This window comes from Amycolatopsis sp. NPDC058278, from assembly GCF_042881395.1.
In the GTDB taxonomy this organism is placed as follows: Bacteria; Actinomycetota; Actinomycetes; order Mycobacteriales; family Pseudonocardiaceae; genus Amycolatopsis.
The window spans coordinates 1-18,173 of the sequence record NZ_JBHVXZ010000163.1 but is presented as its reverse complement, the minus strand read 5'-3'; the positions used below and the strand labels follow the sequence as shown (position 1 = coordinate 18,173).

The 18,173-nt window shown below is 72.8% G+C and carries 18 protein-coding genes; 12 read left to right on the top strand and 6 right to left on the bottom strand.

Annotated features, from left to right (window positions below; translation table 11 throughout):
- Positions 1 to 29: 29 nt before the first annotated feature.
- Complete coding sequence (locus tag ACFVYA_RS44900; RefSeq protein ID WP_387054071.1) at positions 30 to 1,532, bottom strand: tannase/feruloyl esterase family alpha/beta hydrolase; 1,503 nt, start codon at positions 1,530 to 1,532, stop codon at positions 30 to 32.
- A gap of 137 nt (positions 1,533 to 1,669) precedes the next feature.
- On the opposite strand from ACFVYA_RS44900, the gene ACFVYA_RS44895 reads away from it, so the two are divergent.
- Both ACFVYA_RS44895 and ACFVYA_RS44890 read left to right on the top strand, forming a co-directional pair.
- Positions 1,670 to 4,465: an AAA family ATPase gene (locus tag ACFVYA_RS44895; RefSeq protein ID WP_387054068.1), complete on the top strand. Its 2,796-nt coding sequence runs from the start codon at positions 1,670 to 1,672 to the stop codon at positions 4,463 to 4,465.
- A gap of 95 nt (positions 4,466 to 4,560) precedes the next feature.
- On the top strand, positions 4,561 to 5,589 hold the full coding sequence (locus tag ACFVYA_RS44890) for an alpha/beta fold hydrolase (RefSeq protein ID WP_285985628.1): 1,029 nt from the start codon (positions 4,561 to 4,563) through the stop codon (positions 5,587 to 5,589).
- Positions 5,590 to 5,638: 49 nt separating this feature from the next.
- On the opposite strand, the gene ACFVYA_RS44885 is transcribed toward ACFVYA_RS44890, so the two are convergent.
- The gene (locus tag ACFVYA_RS44885) at positions 5,639 to 6,058 is read right to left on the bottom strand and encodes an organic hydroperoxide resistance protein (RefSeq protein WP_387054066.1); all 420 of its coding nucleotides are present in this window, start codon (positions 6,056 to 6,058) and stop codon (positions 5,639 to 5,641) included.
- Between the two features lie 49 nt (positions 6,059 to 6,107).
- On the opposite strand from ACFVYA_RS44885, the gene ACFVYA_RS44880 reads away from it, so the two are divergent.
- Positions 6,108 to 7,130, top strand: a complete 1,023-nt coding sequence (locus ACFVYA_RS44880) for an NAD-dependent epimerase/dehydratase family protein (RefSeq protein ID WP_387054064.1) — start codon at positions 6,108 to 6,110, stop codon at positions 7,128 to 7,130.
- Positions 7,131 to 7,299: 169 nt separating this feature from the next.
- On the opposite strand, the gene ACFVYA_RS44875 is transcribed toward ACFVYA_RS44880, so the two are convergent.
- Entirely contained in the window at positions 7,300 to 7,569 is a 270-nt protein-coding gene (locus ACFVYA_RS44875; RefSeq protein WP_387054063.1) for a hypothetical protein, read from the bottom strand.
- A gap of 388 nt (positions 7,570 to 7,957) precedes the next feature.
- On the bottom strand, positions 7,958 to 8,917 hold the full coding sequence (locus ACFVYA_RS44870; RefSeq protein ID WP_285985624.1) for a helix-turn-helix transcriptional regulator: 960 nt from the start codon (positions 8,915 to 8,917) through the stop codon (positions 7,958 to 7,960).
- Between the two features lie 314 nt (positions 8,918 to 9,231).
- On the opposite strand from ACFVYA_RS44870, the gene ACFVYA_RS44865 reads away from it, so the two are divergent.
- From ACFVYA_RS44865 to ACFVYA_RS44845, 5 genes are all read left to right on the top strand, one after another.
- Positions 9,232 to 11,472: an ATP-binding protein gene (locus tag ACFVYA_RS44865; RefSeq protein WP_387054060.1), complete on the top strand. Its 2,241-nt coding sequence runs from the start codon at positions 9,232 to 9,234 to the stop codon at positions 11,470 to 11,472.
- A complete protein-coding gene (locus ACFVYA_RS44860) occupies positions 11,469 to 11,903 on the top strand; it encodes a roadblock/LC7 domain-containing protein (RefSeq protein WP_043776520.1) in 435 nt (144 codons plus the stop codon). The genes ACFVYA_RS44865 and ACFVYA_RS44860 overlap by 4 nt, the downstream gene beginning before the upstream one ends.
- Entirely contained in the window at positions 11,900 to 12,277 is a 378-nt protein-coding gene (locus tag ACFVYA_RS44855) for a DUF742 domain-containing protein (RefSeq protein ID WP_285985622.1), read from the top strand. The genes ACFVYA_RS44860 and ACFVYA_RS44855 overlap by 4 nt, the downstream gene beginning before the upstream one ends.
- Positions 12,278 to 12,365: 88 nt before the next feature.
- Positions 12,366 to 12,905, top strand: coding sequence for an ATP/GTP-binding protein (locus ACFVYA_RS44850; RefSeq protein ID WP_285993923.1), 540 nt, complete (start codon positions 12,366 to 12,368; stop codon positions 12,903 to 12,905).
- Positions 12,906 to 12,923: 18 nt separating this feature from the next.
- Positions 12,924 to 13,682 (top strand): MHYT domain-containing protein, encoded by a 759-nt coding sequence (locus tag ACFVYA_RS44845; protein WP_387054073.1) that lies wholly within the window; start codon positions 12,924 to 12,926, stop codon positions 13,680 to 13,682.
- Here ACFVYA_RS44845 and ACFVYA_RS44840 read toward each other — a convergent pair.
- Together ACFVYA_RS44840 and ACFVYA_RS44835 are read right to left on the bottom strand one after the other, a co-directional pair.
- Entirely contained in the window at positions 13,679 to 14,326 is a 648-nt protein-coding gene (locus ACFVYA_RS44840) for a PaaI family thioesterase (RefSeq protein WP_387054057.1), read from the bottom strand. The two genes, ACFVYA_RS44845 and ACFVYA_RS44840, sit on opposite strands and share 4 nt — an antisense overlap.
- Before the next feature lie 139 nt (positions 14,327 to 14,465).
- Positions 14,466 to 15,002, bottom strand: coding sequence for a ferritin (locus ACFVYA_RS44835; protein ID WP_387054055.1), 537 nt, complete (start codon positions 15,000 to 15,002; stop codon positions 14,466 to 14,468).
- Between the two features lie 47 nt (positions 15,003 to 15,049).
- Between ACFVYA_RS44835 and ACFVYA_RS44830 the strand changes: the two genes are divergently transcribed.
- The 4 genes from ACFVYA_RS44830 (at position 15,050) to ACFVYA_RS44815 (ending at position 18,085) form a co-directional block, all read left to right on the top strand.
- Complete coding sequence (locus ACFVYA_RS44830; RefSeq protein ID WP_387054053.1) at positions 15,050 to 15,808, top strand: SDR family NAD(P)-dependent oxidoreductase; 759 nt, start codon at positions 15,050 to 15,052, stop codon at positions 15,806 to 15,808.
- A 5-nt stretch (positions 15,809 to 15,813) separates the two neighbouring features.
- Positions 15,814 to 16,032, top strand: a complete 219-nt coding sequence (locus ACFVYA_RS44825) for a hypothetical protein (RefSeq protein ID WP_387054051.1) — start codon at positions 15,814 to 15,816, stop codon at positions 16,030 to 16,032.
- A gap of 337 nt (positions 16,033 to 16,369) precedes the next feature.
- Positions 16,370 to 17,131, top strand: coding sequence for an SGNH/GDSL hydrolase family protein (locus tag ACFVYA_RS44820; RefSeq protein WP_387054049.1), 762 nt, complete (start codon positions 16,370 to 16,372; stop codon positions 17,129 to 17,131).
- Between the two features lie 42 nt (positions 17,132 to 17,173).
- Positions 17,174 to 18,085: an alpha/beta hydrolase family esterase gene (locus ACFVYA_RS44815; RefSeq protein WP_387054048.1), complete on the top strand. Its 912-nt coding sequence runs from the start codon at positions 17,174 to 17,176 to the stop codon at positions 18,083 to 18,085.
- The last annotated feature ends 88 nt before the right edge of the window (positions 18,086 to 18,173 follow it).

Sequence of the window (18,173 nt, the reverse complement as noted above, 5' to 3'; positions counted from 1 at the left end):
GCCTCCGGATGGCGCTCGCGGACCGGGGCTCAGCGGCAGCGGTAGCTCGCCGCCGTGGCCGGGTCGCCGCCGGTGTAGCGGGAAACCCGCGGGAGCGGGCACAGGTCGCGCGTCTTCCCGTCCGCGGACGCCGCGGCCAGCGTCGCCGGCGCCTTCCCGTGCTCGACCCAGTCGACGAGCGCGCCCAGCGCGTTCGTCGGCTCCGGGCCGCCACCGCCGAAGCAGTGTTCGACGCCCGGTGCGAGGAACAGCCGGTAGAACTCGTTCACCCGCTGCGGGCCGCCCATCGTGCGTTCCACCTGACTGCGGTACGAAAGGGTGCCGCCGGGCGGAATGAGCTGATCGTTCGCGCCGACGAACGTGATCAGCTTGCCGCCGGCGCGGCGGAAGGCCGACAGGTCGGGGTCGGACGTGCCGATGACGTCGTCGTACTCCCGCACCGACTGGCGGAACAGGTCCGCGAACTGCGCGTACGTGAGCTTCGAGGTGTCGAAGTCGGGCTGCTTCTCCAGGAACGACTGCACCCACTTGACGGCGACCGGGAAGCCCGGCGCGGTCAGCGTGCCGTCGGGGCCCGGCTGGGTGCCGGCCAGCCACGTGAAGTCCGCGCCCTTCGGCAGCCCGGCCCACAGCCTGCGGCCGCGTTCGTCGGTCGGGCCGGCCCAGATCTTGCGCACGACCTCGGCGTCCGCGGCCGTGACGGTGAACTCGTGGCCGTCGCAGACCACCTTCGTCCCGACGAGGCTGCGCGGGTCGTAGCCGCACTCGTCCGGCCGGTCGACGATGCCGTTCGGCACGCCGTCCCGCGCGTCGCACGCCTGGACCGCGGCCGTGCGGAAGGCCGAAAGCACGCACGTGCTCGGGAAGTCGTGGCCGGCGTTCATGACGATCTGCGGCCAGAGGGTCGCGACCGCGAACTGCGTCCAGTCGACGGCGGGGGCGTTCGCGAGGATGCCGTCGAAGTCCCCGGGGTACTTCTGGGCCTCGGAGTAGCCCTGGCGGCCACCGGTCGAGCAGCCGGTCCAGTAGGAGTACGAGATCGGCCGCTGGTAGTACCGCTGGGTGACGTCCTTGCCGAGCACGGCCTCTTCGTGCACCGATCGGGTGGCGAAGTTGGTCAGGAGCGTCTGGTCGACCCGGCCGCCGTTCAGCGCCCAGGACGTGTCGAGGCCGTTGAGGGACACGCCCGCGTCGGTCGTCACGGCGGCGTAGCCGTCCTTGACGGCCTGGGGGAACGCGTCGAAGTTGCCCGCGGCGTAGGCGCTGCCGCCGAGGGCCTGGAGCCGGCCGTTCCACCCGGAGTCCGGCAGGGCCACGGCGACCTTGACGTGGTCCGTGCCGGTGTGGGTGAGCGTGACGGTGATCAGGCAGTACGACGGCTGGGGCGCGGCCTGCACCGACTCGATCTTCGCGCCGGGCGGGGCGGGCACCGCGACGGCGGCGCACGGGGTCGGGGTTGCTGCCGAGGCGGCCGGCTGCGTGACGGTGGTCAGCAGCAGTGGCACGGCGGCAGCGAGAAGGAGGCGTTTCATCTGTCTCTCCGGTCGCTGGTCATTGCGGGGGAACGCTAGGTGCGGGGCGGCGGGCCCCGCGCCCGTCGGATGACGCTGCTGCCGTACGTCACTTCGGCCGTGAGCTGCGGAAACAGCGGTTGGGTAAGGTCGTTTCCATGGCGCTGAGCGGACGGGACACCGAGCTGAAGGAGCTGGGCGAGCTCGTCGACGGCCCGGCGGACCGCAGCGGCGTCCTCCTGCGCGGGGAAGCGGGCATCGGGAAGTCCGCGCTGGTGGCTTCGACAGCCGCGGCGGCATCGGTGGCGGGGCTGCGGGTGCTGCGGACGACCGGGGCGGAGGCCGAGCGGAACCTGGCCTACGCCGGGCTGCACCAACTGCTGTACCCGGTCCGGGCCGGGGTGGCGGAGCTCCCCGCGCCGCAGCGCGAAGCCCTGCGAACGGCGCTGGGGCTGGCTTCGGGCGCCGAGCCGAGCGCGTACCTGGTCGGGTTGGCGGCGCTGACGCTGCTGGCCGAGGAGGCGGCGGCCAAGCCGCTGCTGCTCGTCGCGGAGGACGTGCACTGGCTGGATCGGGCGAGCGCGGACGTCCTGGCGTTCGTGGCGCGGCGGATCGAGACCGAGCCGATCGTGCTGCTGGCGACCCTGCGGGACGGCGCGGAATCCCCGTTGCTCGAGGCGGGTTTGCCGTCGATGGTGCTGGACCGCCTCCCGGCCGGCGCGGCGGCCGAGCTGCTGGATTCGGTGGCGCCGCGGCTGGCTCCGGCGGTCCGGACGCGGCTGCTGGCGGAGGCGGCGGGGTTGCCGCTGGCGTTGACGGAGCTGCCCTTGGCGGTGGCCGAGCTCGACGGGCTGGATCCGGTGCTGCCGCTGACGGAGCGCCTGGAGCGCACGTTCACAGCCCGGGTGGCGGCGCTGCCGGAGGGGACGCGCACGGCGTTGCTGGTGGCGGCGCTGAACGAGACGACATCGTTGACAGAGATCCTGGAAGCGGCAGGTGCGCTGCCTGGGGTGGCCGCGGGCGCAGGGGCCCGGCCGGGCGAGGCCGGTTCGCGAGGGCCCGGCGCGGAGGCGGCTGGGATGCTTCGGGCGAGGGAAACCGGCGTGCCGGCGACCAGCGCCGATCCCGCGGTCCTCGTCCCCGCCGTCGAGGCCCGCCTGGTCGAGCTCTCCGCCGGGGCCGTCACCTTCCGGCACCCGCTCATGCGGTCCGCCATCCCCGCCGCCGCCACCCCGCTCGACCGCCGGAACGCCCACCTCGCCCTCGTCGAGGCCCTTCGCGACCAGCCCGACCGCCGCGCCTGGCACCAGGCCGCCGCGACCGCCGGGCCCGACGAAGCCGTCGCCGCCGAACTCGAACGCACCGCCGAGCGGGCCCGCTTCCGGGGCGGGGCCGCCGCCGCGATCGCCGCCCTGGAACAGGCCGCCCGGCTCAGCGACCAGCCGGAGCGCCGAGCCGACCGGCTGCTGCTGGCCGCCGAGCTGGCCGTCGAATCCGGGCGGCGGGAGACCGCCGAACGCCTGGTCCACGCCGCCAACCCCGCCGACGCCCGCCGCCGGGCCACCGCCGGACGGCTGCTCAGCGAGTTCGAAGACGGCGTCCGCGAGGACCCGGCCCGCGTCGCGGAACTGGCCCGGATCGCCGCCTCCGCCGCCGCCGACGGGCACCACGACGCCGCCGTGCGGATCCTCTGGAGCGCCGCCATGCGGTGCTTCTGGACCGAGCCCGGCGCCGCCGCCCGGCAAGCCCTCCTCGACGTCGCCGATCGGCTGCCGATCCCGGACGGCGACCCGCGGATCGTCGCCGTCACCGCGTACGTCGCGCCCTTCGAACGCGGTGAAGCCGTCCTGGCCCACCTGCGGGACCTGGTCGCCAAGACCGGCGCCGATCCCGAGGTCGACCGGTACCTGGGCAGCGCCGCGCTGCAGGTCGGTGCCTTCGACCTCGCCGCCCGGTTCTCCGCCGCCGCGGCGCCCGGCCTGCGGGCCCAGGGCCGGCTCGGCCTGTTGCCGCGGGCGCTGGCCGTCCTGGCGTGGAGCCGCGTCCGGCTCGGCGACCTGGCCGGGGCGCTGCCGGCCGCGGCGGAGGCGGCCCGGTTGGCGCGGGAGACCGGCCAGCCGTTCATGGCCGGGCTCGCCACGGCGGTCCAGGCCGAAATCGCCGCCCTGCGCGGCGACCACAAGCAGGCGAAGACGCTGGCCGACGAGGCCGAACGCGCCGGGCTCGCGGCCGGTGCCCGGCCCGTCCTGGCCACCGTGCAGCTCACGCGCGGGCTGACCGGCCTGAGCGAGGGCCGGTTCGAAGACGCGTTCGCCGACCTGCGGCGGCTGCTCGACCCGGCCGACCCCGCCTACCAGCTGGCCTTGCGCACGTACTGCGTCGCGGAACTCACCGAGGCCGCGGTCCGGGCCGGGCGGACCGGCGAGCTGCGCGGTGTCCTGGCCGAGCTCGAGTGCCTGGACACGCCGTCACCCGCCCTGCACATCGGCCTCCGGTACGCCCGGGCCGTGCTCGACCCGAGCGACGAGCTGTTCGCCGAAGCGCTGCGAGCCGACCTGACGGGCTGGCCCGCCGAACGCGGTCGCGTCCACCTGGCGTACGGCGAGTGGCTGCGGCGGCAGCGGCGGGTCGTCGAATCGCGGACGCACCTGCGCACCGCCCGCAAGACGTTCGACGCCCTCGGCATGGCCGCCTGGGCCGACCGGGCCCGCCGCGAACTGCGCAGCGCGGGCGAGTCGAGCCCGAACCGCGGCCCGGACGCCCGGGACAAGCTGACCCCGCACGAGCTGAGCATCGCGCAGCTGGCCGCCGAGGGGCTGACGAACCGGGAGATCGGGCAGCGGCTGTACCTTTCGCACCGGACCGTCGGCACCCACCTGCACCGGATCTTCCCCAAGCTGGGCGTGAGCTCCCGCGCCGACCTCGCCGGGAAGCTGAAGACCCTCGACGGGTGACGTACACCGGCTGCGTCACCTGACGGGCGCGCAGGTCACCGGACAGCTCCTAACGTCGTGAAAGTCCCACGGTCTTTCTCGCACAGGAGCAGCAGATGATCAGCAGGAGAAGGTTCGGGCAGGCGTTCGCGGCCGGGCTCGCGGCGACGTCACTGGCGGCCTGCTCGTCGGGCACTCCCGCGGCCGCTCCCGCCTCGGCGCCCGACCTGCGGGCCGGGTCGGGGGAGCACACCTCGCTCGGGCCGGTCAAGCAGGCCGACGCCGGGGTGCTCACCATGGCCTACCACGAGTTCGGGCCGGCCGGCGGGCAGCCGGTGGTGCTGCTGCACGGCTGGCCCTACGACCCGTACAGCTACGTCGACGTCGCGCCGATCCTGGCCGGGGCGGGCTACCGGGTGATCGTCCCCTACCTGCGCGGCTACGGCCCGACGGCGTTCAAGTCCGCCGAGACGGTCCGCAACGGCCAGCAGACGGCCGTGGCGCTGGACGTCATCGCCCTGCTCGACGCGCTCAAGATCGACAAGGCCGTCTTCGGCGGCTACGACTGGGGCGGCCGGACCGTCGACATCATCGCCGCGCTGTGGCCCGAGCGCTGCACGGCGATCGTCGCGGTGAGCGGGTACATCGTCACGAACCTGGCGGCGAACCAGCAGCCGCTGGCTCCGCAAGCCGAGCTCGGCTGGTGGTACCAGTACTACTTCGCGACCGAGCGCGGCCGCGCCGGCTACGCGGCGAACCGCCACGACTTCAACAAGCTGATCTGGAAGACCGCGTCCCCGGCCTGGCACTTCGACGACGCAACGTACGACCGCAGCGCGGCGGCGTTCGACAACCCCGACCACGTCGCCATCGTCATCCACAACTACCGCTGGCGCCTGAGCCTCGCCCCGGGCGAGCCGCAGTACGAGGCGTACGAAGAGAAGCTGGCCGCCGGCGCGACCATCGGCGTCCCGGCGATCACGATCGGCAGCGACTTCGACGGCGCGGCCAAGGACGGCAAGGCCTACCGCGCTAAGTTCACCGGCAAGTACGAGCACCGCGTCTTCGACGGCATCGGCCACAACGTGCCGCAGGAGGCGCCGCGGCCGTTCGCCCAGGCGATCGTGGACGCCGGCCGGATGTGACCGGGGGAGGGCCCGCACCCGGGCCCTCCCCTCAGTGCGTCGCGCGGTGTCAGGCGACCGTCGCGTCGAGGGTGACCTCGATGTTGCCGCGCGTGGCCTTCGAGTACGGGCAGACCTGGTGGGCGCCCTGGACGAGCTCGTCGGCCGTGGCCTGGTCGATGCCCGAGGCCTCCAGGTGCAGCACGGCGCTGAGCTCGAACTCGCCGGCCTCGGTGTCGTGGTGCAGGGTCACCTCGGCGACCACGGCGAGGTCGTTCAGCGGCACCTTCTTCGCGCCCGCGACCCGGCGGACCGCCCTGACGAAGCAGGACGCCCACCCCGCCGCGAACAGCTGCTCCGGGTTGGTGCCGTCACCCGCGCCACCGAAGGCCTTGGGCACGACGAGGGTGACGTCGAGCGCGCCGTCGTCGGAGGTCGCGCGGCCGCCGTTGCGGCCGTCACCGCGGGGGTCTCCTCGGACGATCTTCACCTTCGAAAATGGCAGGATTGGCGGACCGGGTCTCGGGTAACCGGCCCGGATGCGCATCGTGGTGACCGGAGCGACCGGCAACATCGGGACCGGGGTCGTGCGCGCGTTGGGCGCCGACCCGCAGGTCGAGACCATCGTCGGGCTGGCCAGGCGCCCGGCGGAAGGGGTCGTCACGGCCGACGTCGAACGCGACGACCTCGTGCCGCTCTTCCGCGGCGCCGACGCCGTCGTGCACCTGGCGTGGCTGTTCCAGCCCACCCGGCGTCCGGAACGGACGTGGCGCGCGAACGTCCTCGGCTCGATGCGGGTGTTCGAGGCGGCGGCCACGGCGGGCGTGCCCAAGCTCGTCTACACGTCGTCGATCGGGGCGTACTCGCCGCGGGAGGACGACGAGCCGGTGACCGAGGACTGGCCGACGCACGGCTGGCCCGGGGCCGCGTACACCCGGGAAAAGGCTTATCTGGAGCGGTACCTCGACGCGTTCGAGGGCCGGCACCCGAAGCTCGACGTCGTCCGGATGCGGCCGGGGTTCGTCTTCCAGCGCAGTGCCGCGACGGAGCAGCGCCGCCTGTTCGCCGGGCCGTTCGTGCCGGGTTCGCTCGTGCGGCCGGGCCTGATCCCGGTGGTGCCGGACATCCGCGGGCTGAGGTGCCAGATCGTGCACACCGATGATCTCGCCGACGCCGTCCGCCGCGCGGTGACGCGCCCGGTGCGCGGGGCCTTCAACATCGCGACCGGCCCGGTCGTGGACCCGCGGTTCGCGGCGGACCTGCTGGGCGCCCGCACGATCCCGGTGCCGGCGGCCGTGGTCCGCGCGGCGGTGGACGCGGCTTGGCGCCTGCACGCGATCCCGGCGACCCCGGGGCTGTTCGACGCGGTCATGCGGCTGCCGGTCATGGACACGAGCCGGGCGGCGTCCGAATTGGACTGGCAGCCGGGCCGGGACGCGGCCGCCACGCTGAAGGAGTTCCTCGCGGGACTGCGGGAGGGCGCCGGCGCGGACACCGCACCGCTGGCCCCGGACCGGCACCGGCTGCACGAGATCTCGACGGGCGTGGGCCGCAAGCCCTGAGTCAGCGGCCCTGCTTTCCGGCTCCGGGTACTGGCCGCGGGCCCGATCGGCCGCCGTCGCGATGCCCGCGGCGATCATCGCCAAGGGCGAGGCCGAGGTGCAGCCAGTCGCCGGCGTGGTCGAGCAGGAGGAAACCCGGGCGGTGCTCCGCCGGGTTTCGGTTACGCGGTCAGGCGAGTTCGGCCGAGACGACCGACGGCAGCTCGCGCAGCCGGTCGAGCAGGGGGCCGGTCTCCTCCCCCGCCAGCAGGACGGCGCAGACCATGCTGCTCTCGCGGACGCCGTCCTTGATGTCGACGGACAGTTCGTGCACGAGCCGGCCTTCGAGGGCACCGACCAGCGCGGGGATCTCTTCGGCGCCGCCGACGAAGTAGGTGGCGATCCGGCGGCGCAGCAGCATGGCCGAGCGGGGTGCGGGAACGGCGAAAGAAGTGGACATGGCGGATCTCCCTTGTGGACGGGGGAATGAGATCGGGGCCAGGTCCCGGAAAAAGGCGATCGTCGACGCAGCGCGCCGGCGACCTGGGTTCAGCCGGCGCGCCGGGTTACGAGTCGCGAGGACAGCGTGAGGCGCAGCACGGCGACAGGCTAACACGACCCCCGAACGCTGCGCACGGCCCGCAGGTGGGGGTGGGGTCGCGCGGCTGGGCCGGGTCGGCGGCGGGCGAGGCGTGGCTGGTCGGCTCGGGCAGCGGGGCAGCGGGGCAGCGGGGCAGCGGGTGCAGCGGGGATGGCGGGGTGGCGGGGTGGCGGGGCAGGGGGCAGCGGGGCAGCGGGGTGGCTGGTCGGCTCGGGCAACGGGCTGCGCCTGTGGCCGGCCGGCCGGGTCAGCTCGCCCGGATGATCCCCAGGCCGAGCGGGGTGATCTCGTGGATCTGCGACTTCCCCGACCGGTTGCTGCTGATCAGCCCGCTGGCGCGCAGCACCGACGCGTGCTGGCTCGCCGTCGCCGGGGAGATGCCCGTCAGGTCCGCCAGCTCGCTCGTGTTGCACCTCGTCGTCGCGATCGTCACCAGCACCTTGGCCCGCGTCTGGCCCAGCAGCGCCGCCAGTGAGGGCCCCGGCTCCGCGTCGCTGTCGAAGCTCGGGTGGCTGATCGAATAGACCAGCGCCGGCGGGAGGAGCGGGTCCTTGTACGTCGTCGGCATGCCGTGCGCGAAGAACGCCGGGATCAGCCGCAGCCCACGGCCGTCGAGGTGCAGTTCCTGGTCGATCGGGAAGCGCACCCGCAGCACCGGCGGGGACCACGTCACCTCCGGGTGCAACGTCGAAAGCAGCAGCTGCGGCCCGCCGCGGTCCAGGTTGGCCCGCAGCCGGTGGCGGTCGCGGGCGACCGCCCGGCGCACCGTCGCCCAGTCCGGCGCGACGCACTGGCGGTAGTAGTCGTGCAGGGCCGAGCCCAGCCGCCGCAGCTCGCGCGGCTCGCCGTCGCCGATGCGGCGCAGCCACGCCGGGACGTGGGTGCCCTGCGCCGCCAGCTCGCCGACGTCGGCGGCCAGGACCGGCGAAGGCGTCTCGAGCACCGCAGAAATCCCATCGCCGATCGTGCGGGCGCCGGCCGGGGTGAGGAAGTCCGGGCAGTAGCCGTACGGCGGGACGGCGGACATCAGCAGCCGGCCGGACTGCGGGACCGCGGAGCGTGAGCCCCGCCGCCAGCGGCCGAAGAACGGCTCACCCTCCGGACGCCGGATGCGGTAGCTGCTCATCAGCAGCTCCCACATCGGGTCGGCGTCCTCGGCGATGGTCACCTTCGCCAGGTCCGCTTCGGTGAAGTGAATTTTCAACATCGACGGCGGCACCCCTTTCCCGGCCGAGGGTAACGGGCGCCGCCGGGACCCGGTCACGACAGGGTCGCCCGGCCGCCGGAAATTCACGCACCCGAGCCCGAATTCCGCACCGTCTGGCGAGCGGCCTTCACCCTCTGCAAGGGTAAAAAGCCGCGCCGTGGCAGTTCACGCTGTGTGATTGATGCGTACGGGGGAAACGACCGGCATTCCTTGACAACACCGCGGTCGTCGCGGTTACGTCGTCGGCTGAATTCCGTGGAAAAGGAACCGGAAATCGTTCTCGGGCCACCGGTACGAATCGAGCCACGCCACCGATGAAAGAAGAAGAACCCTCGTCCCGCCGTTCCGTCGCCTCCTGGAATCCCGGTAGCTGGCGGTTGCGCACCAAGATCTCCGTAGTCCTGTTGCTGCCCGTCCTGGTCGCCCTCCTGCTGGCGGGCGGCCGGGTGCAGGCCGAACTCGCCCGGGCGGGCGGCCTCAGCGCGGTCCGCGACCAAATGCCGGTCGTGCAAGGGATTTCCGAACTCGCCGGCCTGGTCGACGAGGAGATGATCCACGACGGCGCGGCCGACCAGACCGCGGCGGTCGACGAGAAAGCCGCCGTCGTCCGCCACGACGCCGCCTTTTCCCGGCTCAGCCCGGAGCTGTCGCGGTCATTGGAAGATCAGCTGGGTAAATTGGCCGGCCTGCGGCAGCAGACCGGTTCGCCGGCCGCGAAAACCGCGGCTTACCACGACTTCACGGTCGCGCTCAGCGAAGTGACCGCCGGGATCGTCGAGCAGGCCGGTAATGGTGATCTCGGCGCTTTGGCCGCCATCGCCGAATCGTTGGTGCAGCTGAGGACCAGTCTCGCCGATCAACAGGCATTGGCCGGCCGGGGCGAAGGCACTTCGGCGGCCGCCGCCGAGCGCGCCGCGGCCGAGGAGACCGTGCTCACCGGGCAGATCCGGCGTGCGCTGCCCGCCGGGGCCGCGGCCGCCCGGTTCGCCGCGGCAACCAGCCCCGGTGCCGGGGGCGCCGAGGCGAAGCGCGCGGTCCTCGGCACCATCCTCGCCGAGCAGGTGAAAACGCTTTCGGACGCGGTGGGTGCGCAGACCAACACCGCGCGGTCCGACGCGCTGCGCGACACCGCGCTGGTGATCGCCTCGCTCCTCGGCGCCCTCGCCATCGCCCTCGCCGTGGCCCGGTCCGTGGTCGCCCCGATCCGGCGGCTGCACGCCGCCGCGCTCGACACCGCGCAACGCCGCCTGCCCGGCACCATCGAACGCATCCGCGAAGGCGAGGAGGTCGACTGGCGGCGGACCGCGCCGATCCCGGTCGACTCCGAGGAGGAGATCGGGCAGCTCGCCCGGGCCTTCGACGACATGCACCGGCAGGCGGTCCGCCTGGCCGTCGGCGAGCAGGCCGAGATGCGGATCCAGGTCAGCGAAATGTTCATGACGCTGTCCCGGCGCAGCCAGTCGCTCGTGGAGCTGCAGCTTTCGGTGATCGAAGACCTCGAAGCCGACGAACAGGACCCGCAGCGGCTGGCCGAGCTGTTCCAGATCGACCACATCGCCACCCGGCTGCGGCGCAACGGCGAGAACCTGCAGGTCCTCGCGGGTGGCAAGCCGGTGCGCCGCGACGTCGGCCCGGTCGCGACGGTCGAGCTGCTGCGGGCCGCGACGTCGGAGGTCAAGGACTACCAGCGCGTCTCGCTCGGCAACGCGCCACGCGGCTCGGTGCAGTCCGAGGCCGCGGCGGACGTCGTGCACATCCTCGCCGAACTGCTGGAGAACGCGATCCGGTCGTCCCCGCCGGAGGAGCAGGTCGTGCTCACCGCCGACCGCGGCTTCGACGGCGGCCTGCTGATCGAGGTCGTCGACGTCGGTCTCGGCATGACCCGCGAAGACCTCGAAGCGGCGAACGCCCGGCTGGCCGCCGGGGCCGCGGTCAGCCCGGAGACCACCCGCCGGATGGGCCTGTTCGTGGTGAGCAGGCTGGCCGCGTCCCACGGGATCACCGTCCGGCTGCGGCCCACGACCACGCGGACCGCGAGCGCCGGCATCACCGCCAGCGTGCACGTCCCGGGCGTGCTGATCCTGGTCGACCTGCCGCCCCGGGCCGTCCCGCCCACGCTGACCCCGGCGGTCAACGGCTCGGCCAACGGCACCGCCCGGCACGAGCTCGAACCGCGGTGGCCCGCCGAAGAACCACCACCGGTGGTGGACCCGCCGACGCCGATCTTCGACCAGATGCTGTCGCACTGGTTCGCCGAAGTCCCGGCGACGCCGGCCCGGCCCGGCACCTGGGCGACGCCGGCCGACCCGGTCCGCCAGGCCGCGGAAGCCGCGGTCGGCACCCTCGACGACAGCGAGTTCACCGACTCGGGGCTGCCGGCCCGGACGCCGGGTGCGCAGCTCGCACCGGGCTCGGTCACCCCGCGCGCGCCGCAGCCGCCGGACCCGGCCTTCCGCGACCCGGCCGCGGTGCGGAACAACCTTTCCCGGCACTACAGCGGCATGCGCGCGGCCCGGCACCGGGTCTCGGGCGAGCCGGAGGCGGAGCAGCGATGAGCACCCGGCAGGAAGGAGCGGAAGTGGCCGAGAGGTCCCGGAACTGGCTGGTGTCGGCGTTCACCCAGGAGGTGCCCGGCGTGGCGCACGCCGCGCTGGTCTCGGCGGACGGGCTGCTCGTGGCGGCGAACGAAACCCTGCCGCGCGACCGCGCCGACCAGCTCTCGGCGATCGCGTCCGGCCTCTCCAGCCTCGCGCTCGGCACGGCCGACCTGTTCACCGCGGGGCGGGTGGTGCAGTCGGTGATCGAGATGGAGCAGGGCTTCCTGCTGCTGATGAACGTCGGCGACGGCTCGAACCTGGTGGTGCTGGCCAACCCGGGCTGCGACATCGGGCTGGTGGGCTACGAGATGACCTTGCTGGTGGACCGGGTCGGGAAGGTGGTCGAGACCCCGGCTCGGCCCGCGGCCGCGCCGGGAGCGGCCCGGTGACCGAAGGCCGGCGACGCGAGGGTGGGCGGCACGCGGCGTCGCTGGCCCGCCCCTACGCGTGGACCGCCGGTCGCACCCGGCCGACGGTCGACCTGGCGGTGGAAGCCCTCGTGGAGACGACGGCGGAGGGCCGCACGGCGCCCTTCAGCCCGACCAACCCCCTGGCCTCGGTGACGCAGCTGTGCCTGCACCAGCGGTCGGTGGCGGAGGTCGCCGCCCACCTGGGCGTGCCGCTCGGCGTGGCCAGGGTGCTCATCGGCGATCTGCTCATCGCCGGCCAGGTGTCGATCCGCGACACGCTCACCGCGGACGCCTCCTGGGACGAACGGAACGACCTGCTCGAAAGGGTCCTCAGTGGACTACGTGCGCTCTGACAGTGTTTCTCAAAGCGGGGTTTCCCCCAGCGTTGCCGCCAACGGCAACGCTTCCCGAAGCGGCCGGATCACCTCGGCGAAGATCGTCGTGGCCGGGGGATTCGGTGCGGGCAAGACGACGTTCGTCGGCGCCGTCTCGGAAATCGACCCGCTGCGGACCGAAGCCATGATGACGTCCGCGGCCGTCGGTGTCGACCGGACCGAAGCGGTGCCGGGGAAGATCGCCACCACGGTCGCGATGGACTTCGGCCGGCTCACCCTGGCCGACGACCTGGTGCTCTACGTCTTCGGCACGCCCGGCCAGCACCGGTTCTGGTTCATGTGGGACGACCTCGTCTGCGGTGCGGTGGCGGCGATCGTCCTGGTGGACACGCGCCGGCTGGCGGACTCCTTCGCCTCGATCGACTTCTTCGAGTCGCGCGGCCTGCCGTTCCTGGTCGCCATCAACCAGTTCCAGGACACCCGCCAGCACGGGCCCGAGCAGGTGCGCGAGGCCCTCAAGATCCCCGCCGCGGTGGAGGTCGTCACCTGCGACGCGCGCTCGCCGGAGTCGACGAAGAAGACCCTCATCGCCGCCGCCGAGCACGCGCTCGCCGAGCACCACGCCCCCAGATCACGCAAAGCTTGAAGGAGCCGGAAAATGCCCATGGACCACGAAGACTTCGCGATGGGCAACTGGCTCGTCGTGCTCGCCTACCTCACCTCGGTGGTGGGCTGCGCCCTCGGCCTCGCCTGCACGCTGCAGGCGCGCTCCACCGACAGCCCGCGGGCCCGGCTCACCTGGCTGGTGCTCGCGGCGGTGTCCATCGGCGGCGTCGGCATCTGGGTCATGCACTTCATCGCGATGCTCGGCTTTTCCACGCCCGGCATGCCGGTGCGGTACGACATCCTGCGCACGGCGCTGTCGGCGATCCTGTCGGTGGTGGCGGTGTTCTGCGGGCTGCTGGTGTTCGGCGTCCGCAACCGGTTCGCGTGGAAGCGGCTGCTGCTCGGCGGCCTGCTGACCGGGCTCGCGGTGGCCGTCATGCACTACACCGGGATGTGGGCGGTGCAGATCAAGGGCGTGATCGGCTACGACCCGACGCTGGTGGCGCTCTCGGTGGTCATCGCCGTGGTCGCGGCCACGGCGGCGCTGTGGTTCACGGTCGGGCTGGACAAGCTCCTGCCCCGGCTGGCGGCGGGCCTGGTGATGGGCGCGGCGGTCAGCGGCATGCACTACACCGGCATGGCGGCGGTGCGCCTGCACCTGGACCCGGGTGCCCCCGACCCGGTCGGCACGGAGGTGTTCTCCTTCCTGTTCCCGGTGTTCGTGCTGGCGGCGCTGGCGATGGCGGTCCCGATCTGCGCGGTCCTGATGGCGACGTCGAGTTCGGAGGCGCCCCGGCACACGACGCTCGTGCCCTAGGCCGGCGCGGACTTCGTGGCGGCGGTGGGCACGGGGAACCGGTCGGCGCTGAAGTGGACCAGGATCGCCGTCGCCGTGGCGCAGACGAGGTCGCCCGCTCTGAGTTCACCGGTGGCGTGGAGCTTGCGGCCGTCGCGGCGGACGAGCCGCCCTTCGACGGTGAGCGGCACGGCGTACGGCGTCCCGTGGTGGTAGTCGACGGTCAGGGACGCCGTCATGCCCGGGAAGCCGGCCGCGGCGGTGGCGCGGCCCAGCACGTGGTCCAGGACGGCGGCGACCCAGCCGCCGTGCACGCGCCCGGGCGGCCCTTCGTGCGCGGCGCCGAGGAGGACGTCGGCGCACACCGACTCCGGTCCCACGCGCACCCACGACAGCGGGGGCGCCAGCGGGTTCCCCGGCCCTTCCAAGGGGTTGTTGATGCTCAGGTGACCTCCGCCGTCGAGGGCGGTGAGCAGCAACGGCTTCGCGCCGCCGGCCGCGCGCAGTGCCTCGGTGACGGCTTCCACCCGGCCGGCCGCGGCGGCGAGGTCGGCTTCGTCGTCGCGCACGCAGACGGAGGCCTCGATCAGCTCGCGGATCCGGGAGCCGAGCAGCGCCCGCCCGGGTGGGACGCCGTCGACGATCGGAAACGGGTTTTCGGACATCGCGCTCCCCGGGCCCGGAACTAGAACACGTTTCACTCTAGCAGCCGGGAACCGCCGATGGACGAGATCAGCAAGGCGCACCTGGCTCCGCGGCCACCGGTGGGGCGTCTCCGGCGGCCGGGCGGCGCGCCCGGTCACGTCAGAGCTTCCCGCCCGCCACCGGCGGCATGTCCGGAGCGTCCTCGATCTCCGTGCCCGCTTCGCGGAACAGGTGGTTCTCGACCTCGAACAGGTTGCCGCCGGCCCGTTCGACGACGGTGAGCAGCGTGGACATCTGCGCCACCTCCTCCACCTGTTCCTTCAGGAACCAGTGCACGAACTGCTCGCCGAGGTAGTCCTCCTCCAGCCGCGCGGCCTTCGCCATCGCCTCGATGTCGGCGGTGACCGCGCGTTCCTGGGTCAAGGCCAGTTCGATCGCTTCGTGCACGCTCGAAAAGTCGTTCCGCACTTCGTCGCTGCCCGGGATGGCCACCGGCTCGTCGCGGTCCAGCAGGTAGCGCACCATCGCCAGCGCGTGGTTGCGCTCCTCGATCGCCTGCCGGTAGAAGCGCTTGGCCAGCCGTGGCAGGTCGCGCGCGTCGAACCAGACGGCCAGGGCGATGTACTGCTGGGCGGCGGTGAACTCGTGGCGGATCTGCGTCTGCAGCAGTCCGGCGAACTTCCGGGTCTTGGCCATGTCCCACAACTTACGACGGACCCGGGGTGCGCAGCTACGCTCGGCTGGTGCCTCCCGCTTCCGGCCTGCCCGACCTGTCCGGCACGATCGCCTGCGTCACCGGCGCTTCCGGGGTGATCGGCCGCGGAATCGCGCTCCGGTTCGCCGAGGCGGGCGCGGCCGTGGCGGTGCACCACCGGCGTCCCGGGGCGGCCGACGACGTCGTCGCGGCGATCGAAGCCGCCGGTGGGCGGGCCCGCGCGTTCGCCGCCGAGCTCACCGAAGACCACGCCGTGCTCGATGCCGTCGCGGAGTGGGGCGGCCGGCTCGACGCGCTCGTGAACAACGCCGGCATCCAGCCGGTCGAAGCCCTCGACGGGCTGACGGTCCAGCGCTGGCGGGCCATGCTGGAGGCGACCTTGACGAGCGCGTTCTCCTGCACCCAGGCCGCGGCCCGGCTGATGGGCGGCGGCGGGAGCGTCACGCACATCGCGTCGATCGAGGCCCGGCAGCCGGCGCCCGGCCACGTCCACTACGCCGCGGCCAAGGCGGCACTGGTCATGCACGCCCGCGGTGCGGCGCTGGAGTACGGGCCGCGCGGGATCCGCGTCAACACGGTGTCGCCCGGGCTGATCTCGCGGCCGGGGCTGGCCGAGGACTGGCCGGAGGGTGTCGAGCGGTGGCACCGCGCGGCACCGCTGGGCCGCCTGGGCACGCCGGCCGACGTCGGCAACGCGTGCGTGTTCCTGGCCTCTCCGCTGGCGTCCTGGATCACCGGCCACGACCTCGTCGTCGACGGCGGCGTCACGACGCACCCGAACTGGTGATCCTGATGCCTTCCTCGACGGTGGCCCGTGGTGGAGAAGCTCGGCGCCGGCCGCTCGCGGCGGCCCTCGAACCGGTCGTCGCCGGTTTGGGTGCGTGGGCGCGGCCGGTCCTGCACCGCTTGCAGGGCAAGCTCCTCGGCCGGCCTTACGACGGCAGTGCCGCCGCGCGCGCCCGGATGGCGCGGCAGTTGCCGATCGTCAGGCTTCGAGAGGTCACCCGCTGACCGTTCCCCCGTTCGCCGGGTAGCGCTTTCCGGTCGCGATGCTGTCATCGATGTCGGTCCGCCCGAACGGTATTGCGCTGCGTAGCCGAGCGTTGTCATCCGGTGCCGTGCGGGTTTAAGCTATTGCCGACAATCGAATGTTATCGCTAACCGAAAGTTTCGGGAATTCGTCGCATTTCGGATCCGATGGCGAAAGTTTCGGTTGCCACCGGCGCACTTCTCCCTGTCCCCAGGCTCTGCGATTCGGCCGGCTGCTTTCTTTTTCCTCCGGCGGCAACACGGTGATCGCGCTGCGGGACTCGAACAAGAACAACCCGACCTGCTGAGGAGGAGGACGATGAAGAGGTTCCTGGCCGCCGCGGCGGCCCTGGCGATCGCGTTCACCGGCCTGACCGGTGTCGCGAACGCGGAGTCGAACGGCGGCGTGCGGATCATGCCGCTGGGTGACTCGATCACCCACGGCACCGGCGTGCCGGGCGGGTACCGGATCGGCCTGTGGCAGCGCCTGGCCGCGGGCCGCTACACCAACGACTTCGTCGGTTCGCAGTTCAACGGGCCCGGCAGCCTGTGGGATCACGACCACGAAGGGCACCCCGGCTGGCGCATCGACCAGATCGACGCGAACGCCACCGGCTGGATGCGGACCTACAACCCGCGCTCGGTGCTGCTGCACATCGGCACCAACGACGTGCTGCAGAACTACAACGTCGCCGGCGCGCCCGGCCGGCTGTCCACGCTGATCGACCACATCACCGCCGCCGCGCCGAACGCCGACGTCTTCGTCGCGCAGCTCATCCCGATCGGGTGGGCGAGCGGGGACGCCGCCGTGCGGACGTTCAACAACGCCCTGCCCGGGATCGTGCAGGGCAAGGTGAACGCCGGCAAGCGCGTGCACCTGGTGAACATGCACAGCGCGGTGTCCACCGCCGACCTCAGCGACGGCGTCCACCCGAACGCCGCCGGCTACGACAAGATGGCGGCCGTCTGGTACGCCGCCCTGCGGTCGGTCCCGGGCAGCATCGGCAACCCGCGTGCCGCCGCGGCCACCGGGGAACTCGCCGCGGCGACCGCCGGTTCGGCGGCCCGGGCAACGAAATGAAGCGGGACAAGTATTCCTAGTGCGGCGTGAGGGAGATCCAAGATGAAACGCATGCTCGGTGTCCTCCTGGCACTGGTGGTGATGGTCACCGGCCTGGCCTCGCCCGCCCAGGCGGCGGCGCTGACCAGGGTGACCGGCTTCGGCAACAACCCGACGAACCTGAACATGTACGTCTACGTCCCCGACCGGGTGGCGGCCAGGCCCGCCATGCTGGTGCTGGTGCACTACTGCGGCGGCTCGGCGAGCTCGATCTTCGGCTGGAACGGCAAGGACTACGTCACCGCGGCCGACCGGTACGGGTACGTCATCGTGCTGCCGGAAGCGACCCGGAGCGAAAAGTGCTTCGACGTCTCGACGCCGAACGCGTTGCGGCGGGGCGGCGGCGGGGACTCGACCGGGATCATGTCGATGGTCTCCTACGCCAAGTCCCGCTACAACGTCGACCCGGCTCGGGTCGTGGTCAGCGGGTTCTCCTCCGGGGCGATGATGACGAACGTGCTGGCCGCCCAGTACCCCGACGTGTTCTCGGCGGCTTCGGCGTTCTCCGGCGTGCCCGCCGGGTGCTTCGCCACCACGAACGGCTCGCTGTGGAACAGCACCTGCTCGGGCGGGAAGTCGATCAAGACCGCGCAGCAGTGGGGCGATCTGGCCCGGTCGATGTACCCGGGCTACACCGGCCGCTACCCGCGGATGCAGCTGTGGCACGGCACCACCGACACCACGCTGTCGTACCCGAACTTCGGTGAAGAGATCAAGCAGTGGACCAACCTGAACGGGTTGAGCCAGACACCGGCGTTCACCGACCACCCGCAGTCGTCGTGGACGCGCACGCGGTACGGCAACACGAGTACCCAGGCCACGGTGGAGGGCGTCAGCGTCGCCGGGGTCGGGCACCAGCTGCCGCTGACCGGCCAGCTGGCGTACGCGATTTCGTTCCTCGGCCTCGACCACTGAGAAACGGCGGGGGCGGCGCCCCCCCCCGCCCCCCCCGCGGCGCCGGTGATCAGGGCGATCTTCCCGTCCAGCCTCATGACTCTCCCAG

Excerpts from the sequence above, each read along its gene's own strand:
- ACFVYA_RS44900 (WP_387054071.1), bottom strand. The coding sequence starts at position 1,532 with ATGAAACGCCTCCTTCTCGCTGCCGCCGTGCCACTGCTGCTGACCACC.
- ACFVYA_RS44895 (WP_387054068.1), top strand. The coding sequence starts at position 1,670 with ATGGCGCTGAGCGGACGGGACACCGAGCTGAAGGAGCTGGGCGAGCTC.
- ACFVYA_RS44890 (WP_285985628.1), top strand. The coding sequence starts at position 4,561 with ATGATCAGCAGGAGAAGGTTCGGGCAGGCGTTCGCGGCCGGGCTCGCG.
- ACFVYA_RS44880 (WP_387054064.1), top strand. The coding sequence starts at position 6,108 with ATGCGCATCGTGGTGACCGGAGCGACCGGCAACATCGGGACCGGGGTC.
- ACFVYA_RS44875 (WP_387054063.1), bottom strand. The coding sequence starts at position 7,569 with ATGTCCACTTCTTTCGCCGTTCCCGCACCCCGCTCGGCCATGCTGCTG.
- ACFVYA_RS44870 (WP_285985624.1), bottom strand. The coding sequence starts at position 8,917 with ATGTTGAAAATTCACTTCACCGAAGCGGACCTGGCGAAGGTGACCATC.
- ACFVYA_RS44865 (WP_387054060.1), top strand. The coding sequence starts at position 9,232 with ATGAAAGAAGAAGAACCCTCGTCCCGCCGTTCCGTCGCCTCCTGGAAT.
- ACFVYA_RS44860 (WP_043776520.1), top strand. The coding sequence starts at position 11,469 with ATGAGCACCCGGCAGGAAGGAGCGGAAGTGGCCGAGAGGTCCCGGAAC.
- ACFVYA_RS44845 (WP_387054073.1), top strand. The coding sequence starts at position 12,924 with ATGGACCACGAAGACTTCGCGATGGGCAACTGGCTCGTCGTGCTCGCC.
- ACFVYA_RS44840 (WP_387054057.1), bottom strand. The coding sequence starts at position 14,326 with ATGTCCGAAAACCCGTTTCCGATCGTCGACGGCGTCCCACCCGGGCGG.
- ACFVYA_RS44835 (WP_387054055.1), bottom strand. The coding sequence starts at position 15,002 with ATGGCCAAGACCCGGAAGTTCGCCGGACTGCTGCAGACGCAGATCCGC.
- ACFVYA_RS44825 (WP_387054051.1), top strand. The coding sequence starts at position 15,814 with ATGCCTTCCTCGACGGTGGCCCGTGGTGGAGAAGCTCGGCGCCGGCCG.
- ACFVYA_RS44820 (WP_387054049.1), top strand. The coding sequence starts at position 16,370 with ATGAAGAGGTTCCTGGCCGCCGCGGCGGCCCTGGCGATCGCGTTCACC.
- ACFVYA_RS44815 (WP_387054048.1), top strand. The coding sequence starts at position 17,174 with ATGAAACGCATGCTCGGTGTCCTCCTGGCACTGGTGGTGATGGTCACC.